17 protein-coding genes are annotated in these 19,814 nt (G+C 60.3%); 14 read left to right on the forward strand and 3 right to left on the reverse strand.

All coding sequences use genetic code 11. The features are described from left to right. The first annotated feature begins 400 nt into the window (after window positions 1-400). Both PMW67_RS01395 and PMW67_RS01400 read left to right on the forward strand, forming a co-directional pair. The gene (locus tag PMW67_RS01395) at window positions 401-1,360 is read left to right on the forward strand and encodes a 3-hydroxyacyl-CoA dehydrogenase (RefSeq protein ID WP_271738584.1); all 960 of its coding nucleotides are present in this window, start codon (window positions 401-403) and stop codon (window positions 1,358-1,360) included. A gap of 369 nt (window positions 1,361-1,729) precedes the next feature. After that, window positions 1,730-2,080, forward strand: a complete 351-nt coding sequence (locus PMW67_RS01400) for a hypothetical protein (RefSeq protein ID WP_117778602.1) — start codon at window positions 1,730-1,732, stop codon at window positions 2,078-2,080. A gap of 125 nt (window positions 2,081-2,205) precedes the next feature. On the opposite strand, the gene PMW67_RS01405 is transcribed toward PMW67_RS01400, so the two are convergent. Both PMW67_RS01405 and PMW67_RS01410 read right to left on the reverse strand, forming a co-directional pair. Next, complete coding sequence (locus PMW67_RS01405) at window positions 2,206-3,345, reverse strand: DUF389 domain-containing protein (protein WP_271738585.1); 1,140 nt, start codon at window positions 3,343-3,345, stop codon at window positions 2,206-2,208. Between the two features lie 215 nt (window positions 3,346-3,560). Next, the gene (locus tag PMW67_RS01410) at window positions 3,561-5,264 is read right to left on the reverse strand and encodes an OPT/YSL family transporter (protein WP_271738586.1); all 1,704 of its coding nucleotides are present in this window, start codon (window positions 5,262-5,264) and stop codon (window positions 3,561-3,563) included. Between the two features lie 289 nt (window positions 5,265-5,553). Between PMW67_RS01410 and PMW67_RS01415 the strand changes: the two genes are divergently transcribed. The 11 genes from PMW67_RS01415 (at window position 5,554) to PMW67_RS01465 (ending at window position 16,070) form a co-directional block, all read left to right on the forward strand. Then, window positions 5,554-6,405, forward strand: a complete 852-nt coding sequence (locus PMW67_RS01415; protein ID WP_271738587.1) for a type III pantothenate kinase — start codon at window positions 5,554-5,556, stop codon at window positions 6,403-6,405. Window positions 6,406-6,488: 83 nt separating this feature from the next. Beyond that, on the forward strand, window positions 6,489-7,013 hold the full coding sequence (locus tag PMW67_RS01420; RefSeq protein WP_271738588.1) for a deoxycytidylate deaminase: 525 nt from the start codon (window positions 6,489-6,491) through the stop codon (window positions 7,011-7,013). Between the two features lie 173 nt (window positions 7,014-7,186). Continuing rightward, window positions 7,187-7,465 carry a NifU family protein gene (locus PMW67_RS01425; RefSeq protein ID WP_118377469.1) on the forward strand — a complete coding sequence of 93 codons (279 nt, stop codon included), beginning with the start codon at window positions 7,187-7,189 and terminating at the stop codon, window positions 7,463-7,465. A 109-nt stretch (window positions 7,466-7,574) separates the two neighbouring features. Continuing rightward, window positions 7,575-8,396 carry a prolipoprotein diacylglyceryl transferase gene (gene lgt / locus PMW67_RS01430; RefSeq protein ID WP_271738589.1) on the forward strand — a complete coding sequence of 274 codons (822 nt, stop codon included), beginning with the start codon at window positions 7,575-7,577 and terminating at the stop codon, window positions 8,394-8,396. A 142-nt stretch (window positions 8,397-8,538) separates the two neighbouring features. Next, window positions 8,539-10,722: a DUF6020 family protein gene (locus tag PMW67_RS01435; RefSeq protein WP_271738590.1), complete on the forward strand. Its 2,184-nt coding sequence runs from the start codon at window positions 8,539-8,541 to the stop codon at window positions 10,720-10,722. Between the two features lie 233 nt (window positions 10,723-10,955). Next, window positions 10,956-11,762, forward strand: a complete 807-nt coding sequence (locus PMW67_RS01440) for a YebC/PmpR family DNA-binding transcriptional regulator (protein WP_006234926.1) — start codon at window positions 10,956-10,958, stop codon at window positions 11,760-11,762. A gap of 162 nt (window positions 11,763-11,924) precedes the next feature. Next, a complete protein-coding gene (locus PMW67_RS01445) occupies window positions 11,925-12,470 on the forward strand; it encodes an Asp23/Gls24 family envelope stress response protein (protein WP_271738591.1) in 546 nt (181 codons plus the stop codon). Continuing rightward, window positions 12,463-12,840 carry a DUF2273 domain-containing protein gene (locus PMW67_RS01450; protein ID WP_271738592.1) on the forward strand — a complete coding sequence of 126 codons (378 nt, stop codon included), beginning with the start codon at window positions 12,463-12,465 and terminating at the stop codon, window positions 12,838-12,840. The genes PMW67_RS01445 and PMW67_RS01450 overlap by 8 nt, the downstream gene beginning before the upstream one ends. 44 nt (window positions 12,841-12,884) lie before the next feature. Further along, window positions 12,885-13,406: an Asp23/Gls24 family envelope stress response protein gene (locus PMW67_RS01455; RefSeq protein ID WP_271738593.1), complete on the forward strand. Its 522-nt coding sequence runs from the start codon at window positions 12,885-12,887 to the stop codon at window positions 13,404-13,406. A 216-nt stretch (window positions 13,407-13,622) separates the two neighbouring features. After that, window positions 13,623-14,645, forward strand: a complete 1,023-nt coding sequence (locus PMW67_RS01460) for a YitT family protein (RefSeq protein WP_271738594.1) — start codon at window positions 13,623-13,625, stop codon at window positions 14,643-14,645. 150 nt (window positions 14,646-14,795) lie between these two features. Further along, window positions 14,796-16,070, forward strand: a complete 1,275-nt coding sequence (locus PMW67_RS01465; RefSeq protein WP_271738595.1) for a DUF4013 domain-containing protein — start codon at window positions 14,796-14,798, stop codon at window positions 16,068-16,070. A 141-nt stretch (window positions 16,071-16,211) separates the two neighbouring features. On the opposite strand, the gene PMW67_RS01470 is transcribed toward PMW67_RS01465, so the two are convergent. Next, window positions 16,212-17,675, reverse strand: a complete 1,464-nt coding sequence (locus tag PMW67_RS01470) for a M20 family metallopeptidase (protein WP_271738596.1) — start codon at window positions 17,673-17,675, stop codon at window positions 16,212-16,214. A 312-nt stretch (window positions 17,676-17,987) separates the two neighbouring features. Here PMW67_RS01470 and PMW67_RS01475 point away from each other — a divergent pair, with 312 nt between their 5' ends. After that, complete coding sequence (locus PMW67_RS01475; protein WP_271738597.1) at window positions 17,988-19,625, forward strand: amidohydrolase; 1,638 nt, start codon at window positions 17,988-17,990, stop codon at window positions 19,623-19,625. Window positions 19,626-19,814: the final 189 nt, after the last annotated feature.

The following is a 19,814-nucleotide window of genomic DNA, read 5'->3' on the forward strand; positions in this document are numbered from 1 at the left end:
TAGATATGAGACAAACGGGTGGTAGCCATACCGGCTACCACCCGTTTTTACTAGACATCTGTTGCGTAAACGCCCCAACTATCACCCTTTGCGAACTTAGATTTCGGAAGTATGCGGCAAAATCTGAATAGGCCGAGCACATCGGATATGTCCAAGCTCTGTACCTGCGGTTTTATTGGCGAAAAACCAGGATGTGCTCATGAGTTCCGGAATTTGCCGCATACTTCCGAAAACGACGTCTCGGTGGCACCAAAAACTGCCCTCGGAACCCTGAGATAATGAACATATGTAGCCGTTTGCCGCGAAATACCGCCCGTTTATAGAACCTACCCCCAGCGCGCGTCATCCTTACGGTTGAATAAATACACATCTATGGAATTACGTAAGAGAGGACCGTCCTATGAGCTACAAGACCGTTTGTGTTGCCGGCGGCGGCGTGTTGGGAAGCCAGATTGCCTTTCAGGCTGCCTACTGCGGCTTTGATGTAACGATTTGGCTGCGCAGCGAGGGCAGCATCGGCCGCACCCGGCCCAAGATCGATCATGTGCGCGAGGAGTACATCGCGGCAATCGAGGGCATGGCGGACGGTACGGGCGAGTGGTGCGCCGGTATCGCCGATGGCACCCAGCCCTTCGACAAGGAAGCGGCGCTCGCCGCCGTCGAGCGTGCCTACTCCACACTCAAGCTGGAGCTCGATCTTGCCAAGGCCGTGGCCGACGCCGACCTGGTCATTGAGTCTATGGCCGAGGACACCCAGGCAAAGATCGACTTCTACAAGAAGCTCGCCCCGGTTCTGCCGCAAAAGACCGTCATCGTGACCAACTCATCCACGCTGCTGCCGAGCACCTTTGCCAAGTACACCGGTCGTCCCGAGAAGTACCTGTCGCTGCACTTTGCCAACTCTATCTGGAAGAACAACATGACCGAGGTCATGGCACAGGACCAAACCGACAAGCGCTACTTCGACGAGCTCGTCGACTTTGCCAACGATATCCGTATGCTTGCCCTGCCCGTCAACAAGGAAAAGAACGGCTACCTGCTCAATTCCATGCTGGTGCCGTGGCTGCTTTCGGGCCTTGACCTGTATGTCTCGGGCGTGAGTGACCCCAAGAGCATCGACCTCGCGTGGACGCGCGGCACCGGCGCTCCCAAGGGGCCGTTCCGCGTGTTCGACACCGTGGGCATCCAGACGGTGTACAACATCGTTATGCAGTACCAAAAGGTCCCGGGCTTGGTGAGCCCGCTGCTCAAGAAGATGATGATGCCCTACAACTTTAAGGCTATGGCGTCCGTCCTCAAGAAGATGCTCGACGAAGGTAAGCTGGGCGAAAGCTCGGGCGAGGGCTTCTTTACGTACTAAAAATGATCTCTTGGGGGCGGAAGCGTTGAGGATCTACGGTAGTATGCGACAAGATCTGAATAGGTCGAGCAAGAGCTGTAGCGCGCGTTGACGTTTGCCCAATAGAACGCAAAAATGCACCGTTCGCCGATACTCCTCTCGCGAGTGGTTGCCATATGGTTTGATGTTGGAAACATATGATTGCCGACAGGCCGTAGGTGACATTCGCCATGATATCGGAGGTACCAAGTATGTTTCGTGCTCCGTTAAACAAGTATCGGGCTGGTTAATATGGGCCGCCGTACTATCTCGATAACCCTTGCAGTGGTTTGCCTAGCTGTGCTCCTGGGCGCTATAGGGCAGTTCGCTATAAGTCGAGAAACATCCTATATGCAGGAATGTGCTTCCGAAGGCTTTGCCATTGACGGTTACTATCGGGATGACGAAACAAGTCGGGAAACCCTGGCTTTTCTTGAGGAGGACAACTGTCGATGGCAGCTGGTCGACCAAGACGGAATCTGCACAGACGGGCAGTTTAAGCGTACGGATGACCCCAACATCCTGATATTAAAGAAGGAAAACGGCGAAGAATTCGGTACGGTCCACGTGGCGTATATTTCGCGCCGACGCGATCAGGGCTTGCTCTACCTATTTAGAGATACCAGGGTGACCCGTTTTTATCTGGTGAGTACCGGTCCGGCGTTTACAGTGGAGTCTGGCGATGTCGATGCGGACAGCTGATTCACGGCAATAAATCAGCGAGCGGAGCGCGGCCATGGACCGCGTCCCGCTATTTGCTCGTGGCCCGCGTCACGTCTGCGCCATGTCGTGACTCGCGGCTGCGCGCATCCATCCCACGTCGCGTATTACTGCACATCAAACTCCACGCGATCGAGCTCGGGCACATTGAGGTCGATGAGCTTGCGGGCTACACGGCGGTCGTGTGCCCCAAGCGCCTCGCTTGTCGTCACATGGGCGACAACCTCGCGCTCGACAAGGCCCTCCTCCTCGCCTTCGGTGGCCGAGGTCTCGACGGCAACGGTGTAATCCTTAAAGCCCGGCAGCACCGCGGCAAGCTCGCGCGTGGTTTCGGTGACGCCATAGCCGTCCTGCACGCCGGCCTGCGCCGAGCCAATGGATCCCGCGGTCATAACGATGCAGGGGATGGCAAAGATCACCGTGCCCACGATGATGCGGAGGCGCACCTTGTGTGACAGCTCATCGACCTCGGCGTTTTCCTCGGCGGTCACAATGCCGTCGCCGTTGAGGTCGCGCTTGAGCGGCACGCGCAAAAGAAGCAGCACGGCTTCGGCAGCCAGTGCGATAAAGACCACGTTGATGCCAAACTCGTAGAGGGCTGAAAGAAACAGCGACCCGCTTGCGATGGCGATGCCATAGCCCGCCGCGCACAGGGGCGGCATGAGCGCGGTCGCCACGGCCACGCCGGCGATGAGCGTGGCGGGTTCCTGGTCGCGCGAGTTGCCCAGTCCGCCCGCAAAGCCGCCCGCGAGCGCGACGGCAAGGTCCCATACGGTGGGTGTCGAGTTATCGATGATGGCGGCCGTGGTGGTGCCAAGGGGCGAGAGCTTAAAGTACAGCGTGGACGTGATTAGACAAAAGACCATCTGCAGCGCGAGGCCGGCAATTGCCTCGACGGCAATCTCGCGGTCGAGCGTGGCAATGCCGTATGCCATGGCAAGGACCGAGCCCATGAGCGGGCAGATGAGCATGGCACCTACAATGGCGATATCCGAGTCGATATCGAGGCCGATGCTCGCGATCAGCATGGCGATGATGAGGATGCACAAGTGCGAGCCAGTCAGGCGCGCCCCGTTTACAAAGCGCTTGCGAATCACGTGATAGGGCGCGCGTCCCTCGCGTATGTTGAACGCCTGCTTAAGGAAACGGGTGGCATTCTCCATGGCCTCGCTGTGTGCAGGGCGTATACCGTGACGACGATGATGACGCTCGCGCAGCCGCTTGATCTGTTGTTTGTCGAGTTCCATGCTTACCTCGTTTAGCTTCTGAGCCGCTTCTTGCGTCTGTCGTCTTTACTCTACACCGCGTTAGGCGAGGTGTCAGACAAGGTTTGTTGACCTGGAAGTCAGGCTAATCGACATGGCTAAAACGCCGTGAGGATCATAAGAGTCAAATAGACAAAAAAGCGCGGGGCCGGTTTGATTCCGACCCCGCGCTCTGCGCTGGTGCGTTGTTGTTCGTCCTACCCTAGCAGGCTCAGACCAACAGAGACAAACGCCAGGATAACGCCGACGATGGACTCGCCGCCGAGCAGGCCGCTGGCGACGACCAGGCCCTGCTCCTGGAAGGCGGCATCCTTGGAGGCCTTCTCCTCGTCCGAAAGACCGGCAGCGGCGTCGCGGCGTGCGGCCCACTTGTCGTAGGCGAGCTTGGCGCAGGAGCCCAAGAAGGCCGTGAGCGACATGTAGAACGGCAGGTACACGCCTAGGCCGATCATCATGGCCGGAATGCCGAGCCAGTACATGACGATGCCGGCGATAAAGCCGCCTGCGAACCACGGCACGCTCGGGATGCCCGAGACCATGGTGGCGACGACGCTTGCCTGCGCGGCCACAAAGCTCTTGTCGGGGCCGAAAGCATCCGGACCATAGGCGGTGACGAGCGCGACCATGACGGCAGCGGCGACCAGGGCGCCCACGATGCCGCCGATGGCCTGGCCGATCCACTGCGCACGCGGATTGGTGCCCAGCACGGCGCCGGCCTTAAAGTCGTTCATGACGTCGCCCGCAAGGCCGCATGCCACGGCCACGATGCCGGCGATAAAGAACAGCTTGACCTGGGCGATCTGTGCGAAGGCAGCCACGATGAGCATGACGATGAGGCCGAAGATCTCCATGGGGTCGATGCCCGTCTGGCCGCAGCTCTGCGCGCTCATGATAGTGGTGACAAAGGTGAACAGCGTGACGATGACGGCCGGGACGGGGCCCAGCTCGAGCGCGATGGCGACGATCACGGCGATGGCGGCAGTACCCAGGCCGATGATGCCGGCGTCGAGCTTAAGCGAGCCCGAGATGAGCGACTGCTCGTCGGTGTCGCTGGAGCTGTCGGCGGCGAGGCCGCGGGCGATGCCGGCGACCTGCGGCAGGATGTCCTTGAGGACGACGGCGACGCCAAAGCCCATCATGAGACCCATGCCGAGCGATTTGACGATGCCCTGCGCAGTCACAACGTCGAATAGACCGGCAGCGGTGCCGCCCACGATGATGCCAAAGTTACCTAGCAGCGCGCCGGCAAACCAGAAGGCAACCGGGGCGAAGCCAACCAAAAAGCCGATGGAGAGCAGCATGGGCGAGTTATAGATGGCAAAGGTCACGCCGGGGATATTGAGCGTGCACAACATGCTGGGCACCACGCCCAGAGCGTCGCGAAGCACGCTGTAGATGCCTGCGATGGCCATGGAGCCAAAGAGCTGTTTGCCGGTCTTGCCGCCGGCCTCGGTGGCGCGCAGTGTCTGAGCTGCGGCATTGCCGGTGGGAAACTCCAGCGCGGCGTCCACGATAAAGTGGCGGTGGATGAGCGCCGTTGCCAGCAGGCCCAAGATGGTGCCGGCGAGTGCCACGATAAACATGTCGAGCCAGCTGATCTGGTCGGCATAGCCCAGCATCCAGGCGCCCGGGATGGTAAACGCCAGGCCGCCGGCGACCATGGCGCCCGCGGACATGATGGTGTGGGTGACGTTGGCCTCGTTGAGGCTGGCGTTGCCCATGAGCTTCAGGAAGAACAGCGAGATGACAGCAGCGAAAATAATCGGCCAGGGGAGTGCGCCCATCTTGAGGGCGGTGTAGGCCGAGCTTGCCGTGATGACCACGCAGCCAAGGACGCCGATGACGACGCCGCGCAGCGTGAGTTGCCCGCGCATCGAAGCGCGGTTCGAGGGATTGCTCATATAAAACTCCTTTGCGTATATCCGCTTCCCCCGGGAGCGCCGCTACGGATACGGCGCGGGAAGTCGGGTTACCAAGGGCCGCCGCATGAGCTCGCAAACGACCGCGCACCAGTATAGCGGCACGGCAGTTAATTTGGGACTGGGCTTTTTTAGCTATCCCAAGCGAAGCCGAAGGATGATTATTCTGGGACGGGGATTTAAAAATCATCAGGTACGCAATGATTTTTATATCCCCGTCCCAGAATAATCATCGGGATATACTGCTGGGCAGACGAAAGGAGCGCCGACGATGCTTAATGGGTGCGCATATATATTGACGGTCGACGTGGGCAACACGTTCATTCGCTTTGGCCTGTTTGCAGAGGATTCGGCCGCGGCGCAGGAATGTCCGCTTGCGACATGCGAGATCACGACGCCGTCGAGCATTACGGCCGACGAGGCACGCATGCGACTTGTACAGGTCATGGGCGCGCTCGCCGCCGATGCAGGTGTGCCCGGGGTGCTTGCACCCGCCGCGGCCGTGCTGAGCTGTGTAGTCCCGGCGCTCGAGCGCCCTTGGAAGACGGCGCTTTCCCGCACCTGCACGGGGCGCGTGCTCACCGTGGGGCCGGGTCTCAAGACCGGCATGCCTGTGCACTACGATGACCCGGCCGAGATCGGTCCCGACCGCATCGCCGATGCCGTGGCGGCCCGCGCCGTCTACGGCTCGCCGTGCATCGTGATTGACCTGGGCACGACGACCAATATCGAGGTCATCGACGCGCACGGTACCTTTGTGGGCGGCGTTATCGCGCCAGGCCTGGCCCTCGGCGCCCGTTCGCTTTCGGCGGCAGCAGCGCGCCTACCCCAGGTTGAGCCCTCGGCGCCAACGCACGTCATCGGACGCAACACGCGCGAGGCCATGCGCTCGGGTGTGGTTTTGGGCGAGGTAGCCCGCATCGACGGCATGCTCGACATGGTGCTTGCCGAGATGCGTGCGACCAAGGCCGCGGGGGAGGGCGATGTGCCCATTGTCATTACCGGCAACGATGCCGAGGCACTTGCGGCCCTGGTCGGTCATAGCCTGACGGTCGATGACGCGTTGACGCTGCGGGGTCTCGCCGAGCTCTACCACATCAACCAAAAGCCCCGCCGCGTGTAAAGTGAGGGTGCCGGTGGGACAAACGCCCCCACCTTTCACCTGCTACAATGGGTCAAACTATTGCGATTTCGGAGGTGTCTGCCATGTCGGACGATCTTCATCAAGCCGCGTCGGGCAAGCGCCGCGACGTTATTAGCTGGGATGAGTTCTTTATGAGCGTGGCCATCGCCGCTCAGCGCCGCAGCAAGGACCCCAACACGCAGGTGGGCGCGTGCATCGCCAGCACCAACCACCGCATCCTTTCGGTGGGCTACAACGGTACGCCCTCGGCGCTCAACGACGACTTTTTCCCGTGGGGAACGAGCGATGACCCGTTGCAGGACAAGCACAACTACGTGGTGCATGCCGAGGCAAACGCCGTGCTCAACTACCGCGGCTCGCTCAAAGATCTTGAGGGTTCCACAGTCTACGTCACGCTGTTCCCGTGCCACGACTGTGCCAAGATCCTGGCGCAGGTAGGTGTAGGCGAGGTTGTCTACCTGGACAACAAGTATGCCGACACCGACGACGGCCGTATCAGCCGCCGCATTCTCGACTCCTGCGGCATCAGCTACCGCCAGGTTATCGTCGATGTCCAGATTGGTACCGGGGGACAGGCTCGGCGGTAGCGCGTGGCAACGCTAGCTGGCAACAAAAGGCAGCTAAAAAAGCCACGTCCCAAATTGACTGCTCGTGAAAGTAGCGTCTGCGCGCATGGACGGCTCGCGAGCGGGTACATGGCTGTAGTAACATAGCTTTCTGTCCGCGGGCGTGCCCGCGTTGTTGTGAGAAAGGAGCCCCTGTGGCTGTTAACGAAGAGCTGCTTAAGAAGGTTCTTGAAGAGATTCGCCCCAACCTGCAGGCCGACGGCGGCGATATGGAGTATGTGGGCGTCGACGACGAGGGCGTCGTCAAGCTGGAACTGCAGGGCTCCTGCGCCGGCTGCCCCATGAGCTCGCTGACCCTGTCTATGGGCATCGAGCGCATCCTGAAGGAGCACGTGCCCGGCGTTACCCGCGTCGAGCAGGTCAATGCCTCCGGTGAGGCCGACGACCTGTACGACGAGTACGCGCCGTTCTAAGATGCGAAGGCTGCGGACGACATACTCCGCATAGACGTTACGTCCAAATATGCGGCTGCGAGCGCAAGGCCCGCGGCCGCATTTGTATGTAGGGAGTAGGAGGGTCGACATGCTCAACGACTTCTACCATATGCTTGATCCCGTCGCGATTTCGGCGGGGCCCATCACGATTTACTGGTATGGCCTGGCCTATGTGGTCGGCGCCCTGCTCACGGCGGTCGTTATGTACCGCACGCAGCGTCGTTGGGGCTTTAACATCACGATTGATGACCTGACGAGCGTCGTGGTCGGCGTGGTCTTTGGCCTCATTATCGGTGCGCGCCTGTTCTACGTCGTCTTTTACGGCGATGGCTACTATTGGGCCCACCCGCTCGAGATCTTTGCCACCAACGAGGGCGGCATGAGCTTCCATGGCGGCTTGGTGGGCGGCATTATCGGCGGCATCATCGTGTGCCGCATGTACAAGCTTGATGCATGGACCGTCGCCGACCTTGCCGTGATCGGCGCCCCGCTGGCCCTGTGCCTGGGCCGTTGTGCCAACTTTGTCAACGGCGAGCTGTGGGGCAAGCCGACCGATTTGCCCTGGGGTGTTGTCCTTGGCGGCACCGCGGGCGATATGCCGCGTCATCCCTCCCAGCTCTACGAGGCATTTCTTGAGGGCATCGTGCTCTTTTGCATTCTGCAGGTGCTCAGCCGCAAAAAGCCGCTGCTGCCCCAGGGCACGTTTATGGGCGTGTTCGTGATGGGGTACGGCATCGTCCGCTTTCTCGTTGAGTTCGTGCGCGTGCCCGATGCCCAGCTGGGCTATCTGCTGGGCGGTGTCATCACCATGGGCCAGTTGCTGAGTTTGCCGCTCGTGATCGCCGGTCTGGTGCTCATCATCTTCGCCCGACACCGCAATCGCCCCCAGCGCATCTACCTGGACGCCTAACCACCAAAACCACCAAAAGGGGACAGGCGCCTTTGTGGTGGTTCGCTGGACAACGATGACAAAACCGTAACGTTTTCCCAGATAAAACCTGCCAAAATAAACCTGTCCCTTTTTGGCAGGCTTCTAGAAAGGCTTTCGGACTGTGAAGGATTCCGACCTCTCCACAACGGCTGCGCGCGACGCTGCCCGCATCGTCTGGTTTAAGCGCTACCCCGCCAAACAGACGCTCATCGCATTTTTGCTCGCGCTGTTGGCGACCACGGCGTTTTCCATCGATCCCGCCCCGGTGTCAAGCAACGCAGTCTTGGCGATTGACCCCAAGGCGACGGGTGCGCTGTACGTGTGCTACGAGGTGCTCCTCTCGTTTGCCGGCCATACCGACGCGGTCATGCTGCTTGCACTTGCCTGCCTGCTCACGCTGCCGTTTCGCTACGTATTCTTTGGCCGCGGCGACGCCTGGCGTCCCTCGGTGGTCCTTCCGTCGCTGTTCTTTGCCGTCTGCATGGTGTTTGGCCGCAGCTACGACCTCACCGATTCGGCCGAGATCGTGCTCGGCGACAAGGCCCGCATCATCTGCGCCTGGATAGGCGGTGTGGGCTGGATGCTCTTGGCGGTCGTTGCCTTCTACCTTGCCTTTGAGTGTCTAGATTGGCTGAGCTCTCGGCGCATTCCGTTTTCCGAAGCGCACTTTGGCCGCGTATGGCGCGTGGCTCACGCCGCGCTCTCGGTTCATCCCTTTGCCGGGCCCTTCCTGGTGCTTATGATCGCCTGGGCGCCCACGCTCATCGCTTCGCTGCCCGGCCTTTTTATGGGAGATACGGGTGCGCAGATTCGCCAGTGGTTCAACTACCCCAACGGCACGAGTGACTACCTGCGTCTGCTCAATCCCAATGTGTTGCTCAACGGACATCACCCCGTGGTGCACACGGCTATCATCGGTTCGTGCGTCCAGCTGGGGCTTTCACTGTTCAACAGCGCCAATGCAGGTCTTGCCATCTACACCTGTACTCAGTTCGTCATTACGGCCACCTGCATGGCCTATTCCATCTCGTCGCTGCGCAAGCTGGGCGTGAGTCTGCCAGTCCGCGGCGTGATCTTGCTGTTCTTTGTGTTTATGCCCATGTTCTCCAACTACGCGGCCCTGCTTACCAAAGATGTGCTGTTTGCCGACGCGTTTTTGGTGCTGTTGGTTCAGACCGTGAAGCTCGTGGCCTGCGGCCTGCCCCATCGCTATGCCAATGCCGAGCGTGCGGGCGATCCCAGGCCCGTGCTCTTTGCACGCCATGACTGGCTGCTGCTCGCTCTGGGCGCCATGGGTTCCACGTTTCTGCGCAACGGCGGCCTGGTGTTTCCCCTGGCGGCATGCGTAATCGCGGCGGCGTTTTGCGCATGGGACGCGCATGTGGTCCATCGTGCAGCCAAGCAGACTGGTGCTGCGCCTTCGGGCGCCATCCCGCGTTTCCGCTGGGTGGGAGTTCTTGCGGTGCTTGCACTCTGCCTTGCCTCTAATATGTACTTCACTAAGGTCTTTATGCCGGCGCACGACATCACGCCTGGTTCCAAGCGCGAAATCCTCTCGATTCCGTTCCAGCAGACGGCTCGTTTCGTCCAAAAGCACGATGGCCTCAACTCGGGCGTCAACCCCACGGTTAAGGAGGACGGCACCATCGTGGAGGCTCCTTGCGACGGCTTGGTGACCGATGAAGAGCGTGCCGTGATCGACCGGGTACTCAAGTACGACAATCTGGGCCGCCGTTACAACCCGAATAAGTCGGACGCCGTCAAAAATTGCTTTAACGAGTACGCCTCGCAGGAGGACATCAAGGCCTATTTTGAGGTGTGGGCCCAGATGTTAAAAAAGGATCCCGAGTGCTATATCTCGGCGCTCATCAATAACTACTACGGCTACTTTTATCCGAGTGCCCGCGATGCGTGGGTCTACAGCACGGCGCGCAGTGCCGAGATTATGGCACGTCCCAATAATCTCAAGTACTTCGACTTCCATCCGGTCGATAGCAAGGTCGTGCGCTGGTGCGACCACCTGAGCAACCTGTATCGCGTGGCAGTACAACGCGTCCCGTTTATCTCGCTCACCATGAGCTCGGCCACCTATGTATGGATCATGATCGCCGTGGTGGTCTATCTGTTACGTCGTCATTCGTGGCGCGGGCTGGCCATTTGGGTGCCGCTGCTGGGCGTGCTCGCCATGTGCCTGATCGGTCCCTGCAACGGCTCGACCTACATGCGCTACCTGTACCCGGTCATTGCCTGCATGCCGTTTGCCGTCGGTGCCACTATCGCCCGCAGCGATCTTCTATGGACCTAGCGGCTGCAGGGCATGTCGGTGCATCGGAGACAAGATTGGTGCATTGGGGACAAGTTATTTTGCACCAACTTGGTGCAGATTAACCTGTCCCCAATGTACCAAGGGTTTGCATCATCACGACGCCTTCATTTTGGGGTTTATCTTGCAGGCTGGTAGGTATATCATAACGACGTTTGTTTATATTGCCCGAGCATTCGCGCTGGGCTTTAGGTCGAAACCGATAGGAGACACGTATGTCCGGACACTCTAAGTGGGCCACAACCAAGCATCGTAAGGGCGCGCAGGACGCCAAGCGTTCCGCCCTCTTCTCCAAGCTGAGCCGCAACATCACCGTTGCTGCCCGTCTCGGCGGCGACCCGCTGCCCGAGAATAACGCCAGCCTCGCCGCTGCCGTCGCCAAGGCCAAGGCTCAGTCCATGCCTAAGGACAAGATCAAGTCCGCTATCGATAAAGCCTTTGGTTCGGGTGCCGATGCCGCAGTCTACGAGAACATCGTGTACGAGGGCTACGGTCCTGCCGGTGTCGCCGTCTATGTTGACTGCCTGACCGACAACCGCAACCGTACCGCTGCCGACGTCCGTTCCGCCTTCTCTCACGCTGGTGGCAACCTGGGCACTTCCGGCTCCGTTGCCTTCCAGTTTGAGCGCAAGGGTCAGATCGTCGTCGCCAAGGAGATCCTGGACGAGAACGCCAAGAAGGAGACCATGATCGCCAACGGTGCTGCCGGTGACGAGGACGAGTTCATGATGGCAATCGCCGAGGCCGGTGGCGAGGACTACGAGGACGCCGGCGAGGAGTGGATCGTCTGGACCACTGCCAACGAGGTCATGGCTGTTTCCAAGGCGCTCGAGGAGCAGGGCGTCCAGGTCAAGGGCTCCGAGACCACCATGGTCCCGACCACCCCGACCGAGGTCTCCGGTGCCGATGCCAAGAAGGTTCAGCGCCTCATCGACCGTCTTGAGGAGCTCGACGACGTCCAGGATGTCTACAGCACCATGGACATGACCGACGAGGTCATCGCTGCCCTCGAGGAGGAGTAGCGCCCGCACGGGTTAAGCCGTGTATATCTGGGCATAATGAAGCGAGCATGCAAGTCTCGTGGAATAGATGAGCCGGATCCGCGTGCGTATGGCACCGGACCCGGCTCTTTTATAATGATGCGAATCGTTTTGCAGCCTGTCGCCAAAAGAAGGGAGCGCCGCATGCGCGTGCTCAAACGAGCTCTAGCACTTGTGTATCTTGCCGCAGCCATCGTGGCGCTGGGTACGTTTGTCTGTCTGTACTGGGGTCCCTATACGTATCGATTTATGCTGCTCATGCGCGACCCCGCGCCCCGCATTGTTGTTACGGTATGCGGCGCCATTGTGGCGCTCGGTGTGTTAGTGGGCGTCGGCCGACTTATGTTTGCGCGCCGCGAGCCGCCTTGCGTGCATCCGGCGGGCGAGCGCAGCATCGAGGTCACCCTTGCGGCGCTCTCTTCGTGCGCCCGTGCCGCGGCGGAGCGCGACGACCGCGTGATGGTCGAGCATGTCGAGGCGCGCGTCCAGGGTTCCGATGAATCGCGCGTTCGGTTTAAAGTCGATGCCATTGCGCTCGACGACAAGGATGTGGTCTCCCTTGCCGCTGCGATGCAGCAGCGCATCGAGGAGGCCTGCGACGCCATGCTCGGTATGCCGGGCACGACCGCGCGTGTCCGTTTTTTGCCGTCCAAGACTACCGTCCAGACCGTGGAGGTTTCCGGTGAGTGATACCAATCAAGAAAAGATCGTCCGCACACCTCGCCTGGCAATCGATCAGAGCACCGCGCCGGCTAGCGAGGCCGTCGATTCCAAGGAAGAGGGCGCCGAGTCGCATGACGCGGTTGCCGATGATTTTGATGAGGCCATGGGTCTCATCAAGGGTACGGGGGCGGCTATCTGGAGCTATGCCGTCCGTCATCCCAACACCACGCTTGGAGCCGTCGCGGGCTTTGTGCTCGCCGTGCTGGTGCTCACGCTTGGCCTGTGGGACACGCTGGTCATCGCTTTCTTTGTGCTGATCGGCGCCGTGATTGGCCAAATTCGAGACGGCGAGAACGGGATCGTCAACTTCTTCGGCCGTCTGTTTAGCGGCCGCTAGCATGTATTCGACCGCCGCGTGTGCGGTGGGCATAAGGAGGAACCATGGCTTTTAACACGAAGGTCGATGTGGCCGATACCGAGCTCGAGGCAGACGAGACCGTCGCCGCCGAGGTCGAGGACGTAACGCTCGAGGATGAGGCACTCGTCGAGGCCGAGCCCGCCGACGATGCGGATGAGGATGATGAGGAAACGGACGAGTCTGAGGACTCGTTGACCTATTCCAACGGCGTGATCGAGAAGATCGTCGCCATGGCCACCCGCGAGGTGCCGCACGTCTTGGGCATGAAGGGCAACCTCATGCACTTTGTGCAGGAGCAGTTTGGTGCCGAGAACTTGACCAAGGGCGTGACGGTCGAGGTCACCGACGATAATCGCGTGGTCGTCAACATCTCCGTCATTATCGAGTACGGCGCCTATGCGCCCGCGATTTTCGACGATGTCAAGGCACGCGTGACCGAGCGCCTTGCTGCGATGACCGGCCTTGAGGTGGCAGGCGTCAACCTGAGCATCGAGGATGTCATCACTCCCGAGGAATACGAGCACCGCACCAGCCAGCACGAGTAACCTGCCAAAAAGTGCCAAAAAGGGACAGGTTTATTTTGGCAGGTTTTATCTGCGAAAACGTCAAACGGCCGGCCGCGCACGCAAAAGCGCGGCCGGCCGTATTTGTATGTCCCCGATGAAGGCATGCCGCTCGTCAAATGAGGGGTTGCAATCGCTGCGTTCCGCGTTACCCTAATGGGCACATTGTTTCTAAATTGTTAACGAGGGGCTGCCGTAATGGCCGACGAACACGAAGCAGAGAGCAAGGCATGGACTATTGAGGCCGCTGCGGTAGAGGCGGCGTCGCGTGCCGCCGAGGAGGCACATCGTCCTCCCGTGGTGCCGATGGAGCGCGTGGTCGATCGCGCCGATATCGAGCGCGGCGAGCGCGCCGGCCAAAAGCGCAGCCAGGAGCCGGGCTTCCCGCGCTTTTTCGCCGAGCTCAATCTGGGCCTGATTCTCACGGCATTCGCCATCGTCGCATTTAAAACCCCTAATCATTTTGCTTTTGGCGGCACCTCGGGCGTGTCGGTTATTCTTTCCACGCTGTTTCCGACCCTGCCTGTCGGCGTCTTCATGTGGATTATCAACGCGGTCCTGGTCGTTTTGGGCTTTATCTTTTTGGAGCGCAAGGCAATTCTGTGGAGTGTCTTCGCCTCGTTTGCGCTTTCCGCCTATGTTTCGCTGTTTGAACTCTTTATTCCGACCGATGTCTCGATGACGGGCGATATGTGGCTCGACCTGTGCTTTGCCGTGATTTTGCCGGCGCTCGGCAGCGCCATCGTCTTTGACATCGGTGCCTCGACGGGCGGCACGGACATCTTGGCGATGATCCTCAAGCGGCGCACCACGCTCGAAATCGGTCGCGCGCTGCTGCTGGTCGATATCGGCATCGTGACTATTGCGGCCTTCTTGTACGGACCACGCGTCGGCCTGTATTGCGTGCTCGGTCTGTTTGCCAAGACGCTTGTGGTCGACAAGGCCATTGAGAGCATTCACCTGCGCAAGGTCTGTACGGTCATTTGCTCAGAACCCCTTAAGGTCGAGGAGTTTATCGTCAAGCATCTCAACCGTACGGCGACCATCAGCCGCGGCTATGGCGCCTTCTCGGGCAAGTGCGTGACGGTAATCATGAGCGTGCTGAGCCGTCGCGAGGCCGTGCAGCTGCGTCGCTATGCGCGCGAGATTGATCCGGGCGCATTTATCACCATCGTCGACAGCTCCGAGATTGTTGGCAAAGGTTTCCGCGGAACGAACTAATGCGGGTACGCATATCGAACAATCGAATAACGCCCCGTGCGTTGCAAATCCGTCATGTTGGAGTATTTGTCCCCACATTGGGCGATAATGTTGCCAAAGACATCGTTTGCGATCCAGGTGATTCGCTCTAGATACGAAGGGATGATTTCGATGTTCTGTTCGCAGTGTGGCGCTCCCATGGGCGATAACGACAAGTTCTGTGGCGTGTGCGGTGCTCCTAATGCCGGTGCTGCAACCTCCAATCCTCAGGGGCAGTCTCAGCAGTTTGAGCCTCAGCCTGTCATGAACGTGCCCAAGGGCTGCACGGCTCAGGCGTTCGAGGATATGACCAAGACGCCGGGCGTACTGCAGCGCGTGTGCCAGATCGCCTTTTTGCCGGCGCTTATCTGCGTCGTGTCGGTGCTCGTGCTGTTTATTCCCGTTATCGGCGGTATTGCAGCTGCCATCGGCTTTTTGGCCGCTTACGTGGCGAGCGCGTGCGGTTCGGGCTTTGGCATCGAGTGGGGTCGCGACCTGTCGCTTAAGGTCGATATCGGCATGGATCGTCCGCTGATGCGCTCCACGTCGTTTGGCCTTGGCGTCTTTTCGGGCGTTATTTCGAGCGTGCTCAAGGTTATCGCGGCTATTCCCGTTATTGGTGTAGCGCTTTCGCTGGTGGAGAGCGTGGTAATTGGTGCCGCGGGCTCGTATTCGTATTACGGCACTTATGCGCTTGAGGCCGCGCTGTTTGGCTCGCTGGGCCTGTTTGTTCTGGCTATGATTGCCACGGCGGTCCTGGGTGTCTTCTTTACTATGTTCGCCGACATCGCCGTGATGCACTTTGCGGTGACCGGTCGCGTCGAGAGCGCGTTTTCGCTCGATAAGGTCTGGGCGGCCTTTAAGAACAATAAGACCAAGCTGTTCTGCGCATCGTTCCTTCCCGAGTTTTTGACGGGTCTGGTCGCCAACGTTGTCACATGGATCCTGGCGCTCGTCTTTGGCACCATTGCCTCTGTCGGTATGTATAGCTACTACTACCGTCCTACGGCTATTGAGGCGCTTGTTACCGGCGGTGGCATTACGCTCGTATTGTTCTTGGTGCTGACGGCGTTTGTCACGGTATTCCTCACGGTTTTTGGCAAGATGCTCAAGTACCGTGCCGTTGGCTATTGGGTTGCACGTTATGCAAGTGAGTGGGCCGACGAGGACAAGGACGACGTCCTGACTTTTGTATTGCCCTTCGAGAAGAAGTCCGCTCCTTCGGGTTACAGCGCTCCGGATGTCACGCCTGCTCCCGCACCGGCACCCGAGCCTGAGCCGACACCTGCGCCTGAGCCGGCACCTGCACCTGAGCCGGTGCCTGTGCCCGAGCCCGAGCCTGTGCCCGAGCCCGAGCCTGAGCCGGCGCCCGAGTCAAGTTCCGATGAGGACCCTCAGGACGAGTAGCCATGCCGTCTGCCATTTGGGGACGGGGTAGAAATGGTAGAAATAGCGCTTGACAAATGAGCGGGGGCGGACGTCTTCGAAACGTCCGCCCCCGCTTTGTCATTGCGATGTGGCTATGACTGTGCGCTGGCCGCGAGCCGACTATTCGTCATGGCTTTCCTCGTGACGAGCGGCAGCGCGTGCATCATGGATACCTTTGATTGCTGCGTGGCGCGCGGCGCGGGCGTCGTGCATGGCGTCGCGGGCCTCGGCGGCTGTGGCCTTGGCAGAGCGCAGCTTGGCGGCCAAGTCGGGGTTGGTCTCGGCAACCGCGGCGATCGTGGGGCCGTCGAGTTCCTCTTGCGTGGGCTCGGCCAAAAAGTCGATGGCATACTGGGCGGCTACCATGGAACCCTTGGCCAGTACCGACTCGTCAATCTTGTAGAAGCAAGAATGTTGGGCGTACGTGGCGCCAATCTGGGGGTTGCGCGTGCCGATAAAGGCGAGCACGCCCGGCACGCGGCGCAGATACTCCGAGAAGTCCTCGCCCGAAAGTGTGCCGCGATAATGGCCTTCGCCAGCTGCACCCAGGCACTTGACCACGGCCTGACGGCAGCGCTCGCTCGAGGCGGCATCGTTTTCGACCTTGTAGTTGGCGATGGTGTAGTCGGTAAGTTCGGCCTCGGCGCCCAAGGCGGCCGCGGTATGCTCCACGATGCGGCGCATAAGCTCCGGCATTTCCTCGTGGGTCGAATTGCCATAGGTGCGCACCGTGCCGGCGAGGTAGGCCGTGCCGGCGATAACGTTGCGCGCGGTGCCGCCGTGCAGCTCGCCGACGGTGATGACAGCCGGCTCGTAGGGGCTGATCTCGCGCGAAACGATGGTCTGCAGGGCATTGACGATCTCGGCGGCCACCATAACGGCGTCGTGGCCGCGCTGGGGCATGGCGCCGTGGCATGAGGTGCCGCGAACGTCGATGCGGAACCAGTCGGTATTGGCCATGCGCGGGCCGGGCTCGCAGCTTACGGTGCCGGCATCGACCTCGCTCCAGATGTGCGCGGCGTAGGCGCCATCGACGCCATCGAGCACGCCGGTGCCGATCATGAGCTTGGCGCCCTGGCCGTTTTCCTCACTGGGCTGGAAGACGATACGGACCTCGCCGTGGATGTCGTCGGTCATATGGCGCAGGATCTGCAGCGTGCCGAGCATCATGGCGATGTGGCAATCGTGACCGCAGGCGTGCATGCAGCCCTCATTGACGCTGGCGAACTCCTCGCCGGTCTGCTCGGTGACCGGTAGGGCGTCGATATCCGCACGCAGCAGGACACGGCGGCGCGGCGTGCCGTCCTCGCGGTAGGCATCCGGCGCGGTACCGCGAAGCGTTGCCACCAAGCCGGTCTTGAGCGGACGCTCGTAGGGGATATTCATGGCGTCGAGCTGGTTGGCGATGTCGGAGGTCGTGCGCTCCTCGGCAAGGCTCAGCTCGGGGTGCTTATGAAAGTGCCGGCGCTGCTTGATGATGTAGGGCTCAAACTCGGCGGCGATATCCTGAATGGCTGCGGTGACGTCGTCTGCCGCTCGCGCCTCGGTCGCCGCCATAATTTGCTGTGCCTTGGTCTTCGTCATGGTCGATTTGCTCCTTGCTGGGTTGATCGCAAAATCGTACAGGCTTTCTCCAGTATGCCACCTGCCACCTGGGGACGGGGTAGAAATGGAAGAAATGGATGCCTCCGTAACCTTGACAGGTCCAGATTGCTTGCGCATGCAGCTTCAAATGCGATTGTCAAGCTTGAAATCTACCATTTCTACCCCGTCCCCAGGTGGCAGGTAGGGGCCGTTGGGGTGGGGAAAGTCGCCGTTTGCCGCTTGGCGTTTTGTATCAGGGGTGGGGGAGTACACTCGAGGATATTGAATTTCCTGCCAGAGATGGGGGCGCCCATGCTACATATCGATCGGATTATCCGCTCCAAGAACGTCTTTACCGCGCAAGACGGCATCGATACCGCCCGCGAGCTGGCGATTGCCATCGCAGGCGACCGTATCGTCGCAGTCGGCAAGCCCGATGACGTGATTGCCGCCGCTCCCGCCGCCACGCCGGTTATCGACTACGGTGAGCAGTTTGTCTGCCCCGGTTTCCATGACGCGCACTTGCACTTCTTTCATACCTCGGTTGGCTCCTCGCCGTATATGCTCATGGATATGGGCACGTCCGAGGCAGCGCTGGTCCAGCATGCGCTCGAGTTTTCTCAAGACCTGCCCAATGACGCTTGGGTCGTGACGCAGGGCTGGCGTGATTACCGCTGGGACCCGCCCGAGCATCCCACCAAGGCATCGCTCGATGTTGCTTTTCCCGATCGCCCCTGTGTGATGTACTCGGGTGACGGGCATACGCTGTGGCTCAATAGCCGCGCGCTCGAGGCGCTTGGCGTGACGTGCGACAGCGAGCCGCCGGCGGGTGGTAGCTACGACAAGGATGCAAATGGCGAGCTCACGGGTATTGCCCACGAGGCTGCGGCCATGCAGCTGCTGCCGCGTTGTCTTGAGTGGCTGGGCGAGGATCGCATCGCGAGCGCCTACGCCGATCAAATGAAGCGCATGGCCGAGCAGGGCATCACCTCGATCTGCGATATGTCGCTCATGCCCATGCCGGGCTGCGACTTTATCCGCGATGACGTTTACGACAAACTGCAGGTGGCCGGCAAGCTGGGCATCCGCGCTCACCTGTTCCCCACGCTGCTGGATGACCAATCGCGCTTGGAAGAACTTCAGACCCGTTACGCAAACAACGCGTTGCTCTCGGCTCCGGGCTTTAAGCAGTTCTTCGATGGCGTGTCGAGCGAACACACGGCATATCTCACCGAGCCTTATGCTAATCCGCGCTTCCCGGGCGACCAGGGCCGCCTGACGGTTCCCGCCGAGCGCATGCGCAAGTTGGTTCTGGCGGCAGCCGAGCGCGGCCACACCGTGCGCATCCACGTTATCGGCGACGGCGCCATCCATGCCGCACTCGATATCTTTGAGGAGGCGGCAGAGCTCTACGGCTTGCCTCACCACGGCCATAACACGCTTGAACATCTCGAGAATCTACTGCCCGAGGACATCGATCGTCTGCGCAAGCTCAATGTGATCGCCTCGAGCCAGCCCTGCCATATCACGCTCGATCCAGGCGGCCCCGAGCGTGATTTGGGCTTGGAGCGCAGCCACATCATGTGGCCGTTTGCGACCTATAAGCAGCGCGGCATCCGCCAAGCCTTCGGCACCGATAGCCCCATCACAGCCGTTACTAGCATGAACGTGCTCTACACGGCTATCACGCGCCAAGACCCCCGCAGCCACTGGCCCGAGGGCGGCTGGTTACCGAGCGAGCGTATCGACGCGGCAACGGCCCTGCGCAACTACACCTTGGGAAGTGCCTATGCGGCAGGCGACGAGCAAAACCTCGGCAGCCTAGAACCCGGTAAATACGCCGACCTGGTAGTCCTAGACCAAAACCCGCTCACCATCGACCCCCAGGAGCTGCAAGCTACCAAGGTTCAGGCCACCTACCTTGCAGGTAACCTCATCTACGAGCGCTAACCCCATATCCCACCCATAAGGGGCACGTTTCAGCAACGTGCCCCTTTCTTGTTCGCACCATCCGCATCGCCATTTTGCTGCACTGACTTTTCTGAATGCCGGGCCCGAATTAGTTAACCTGCCTCCCGTGTGGCTCCGGAGGGGCGGGGCATAAGGTTTATCGCGAGTTCCGCACGAGCCGAAGGCCAC

Origin of the sequence: Collinsella aerofaciens (genome assembly GCF_028209395.1) — a bacterium.
GTDB classification, from domain to species: Bacteria; Actinomycetota; Coriobacteriia; order Coriobacteriales; family Coriobacteriaceae; genus Collinsella; species Collinsella aerofaciens_AZ.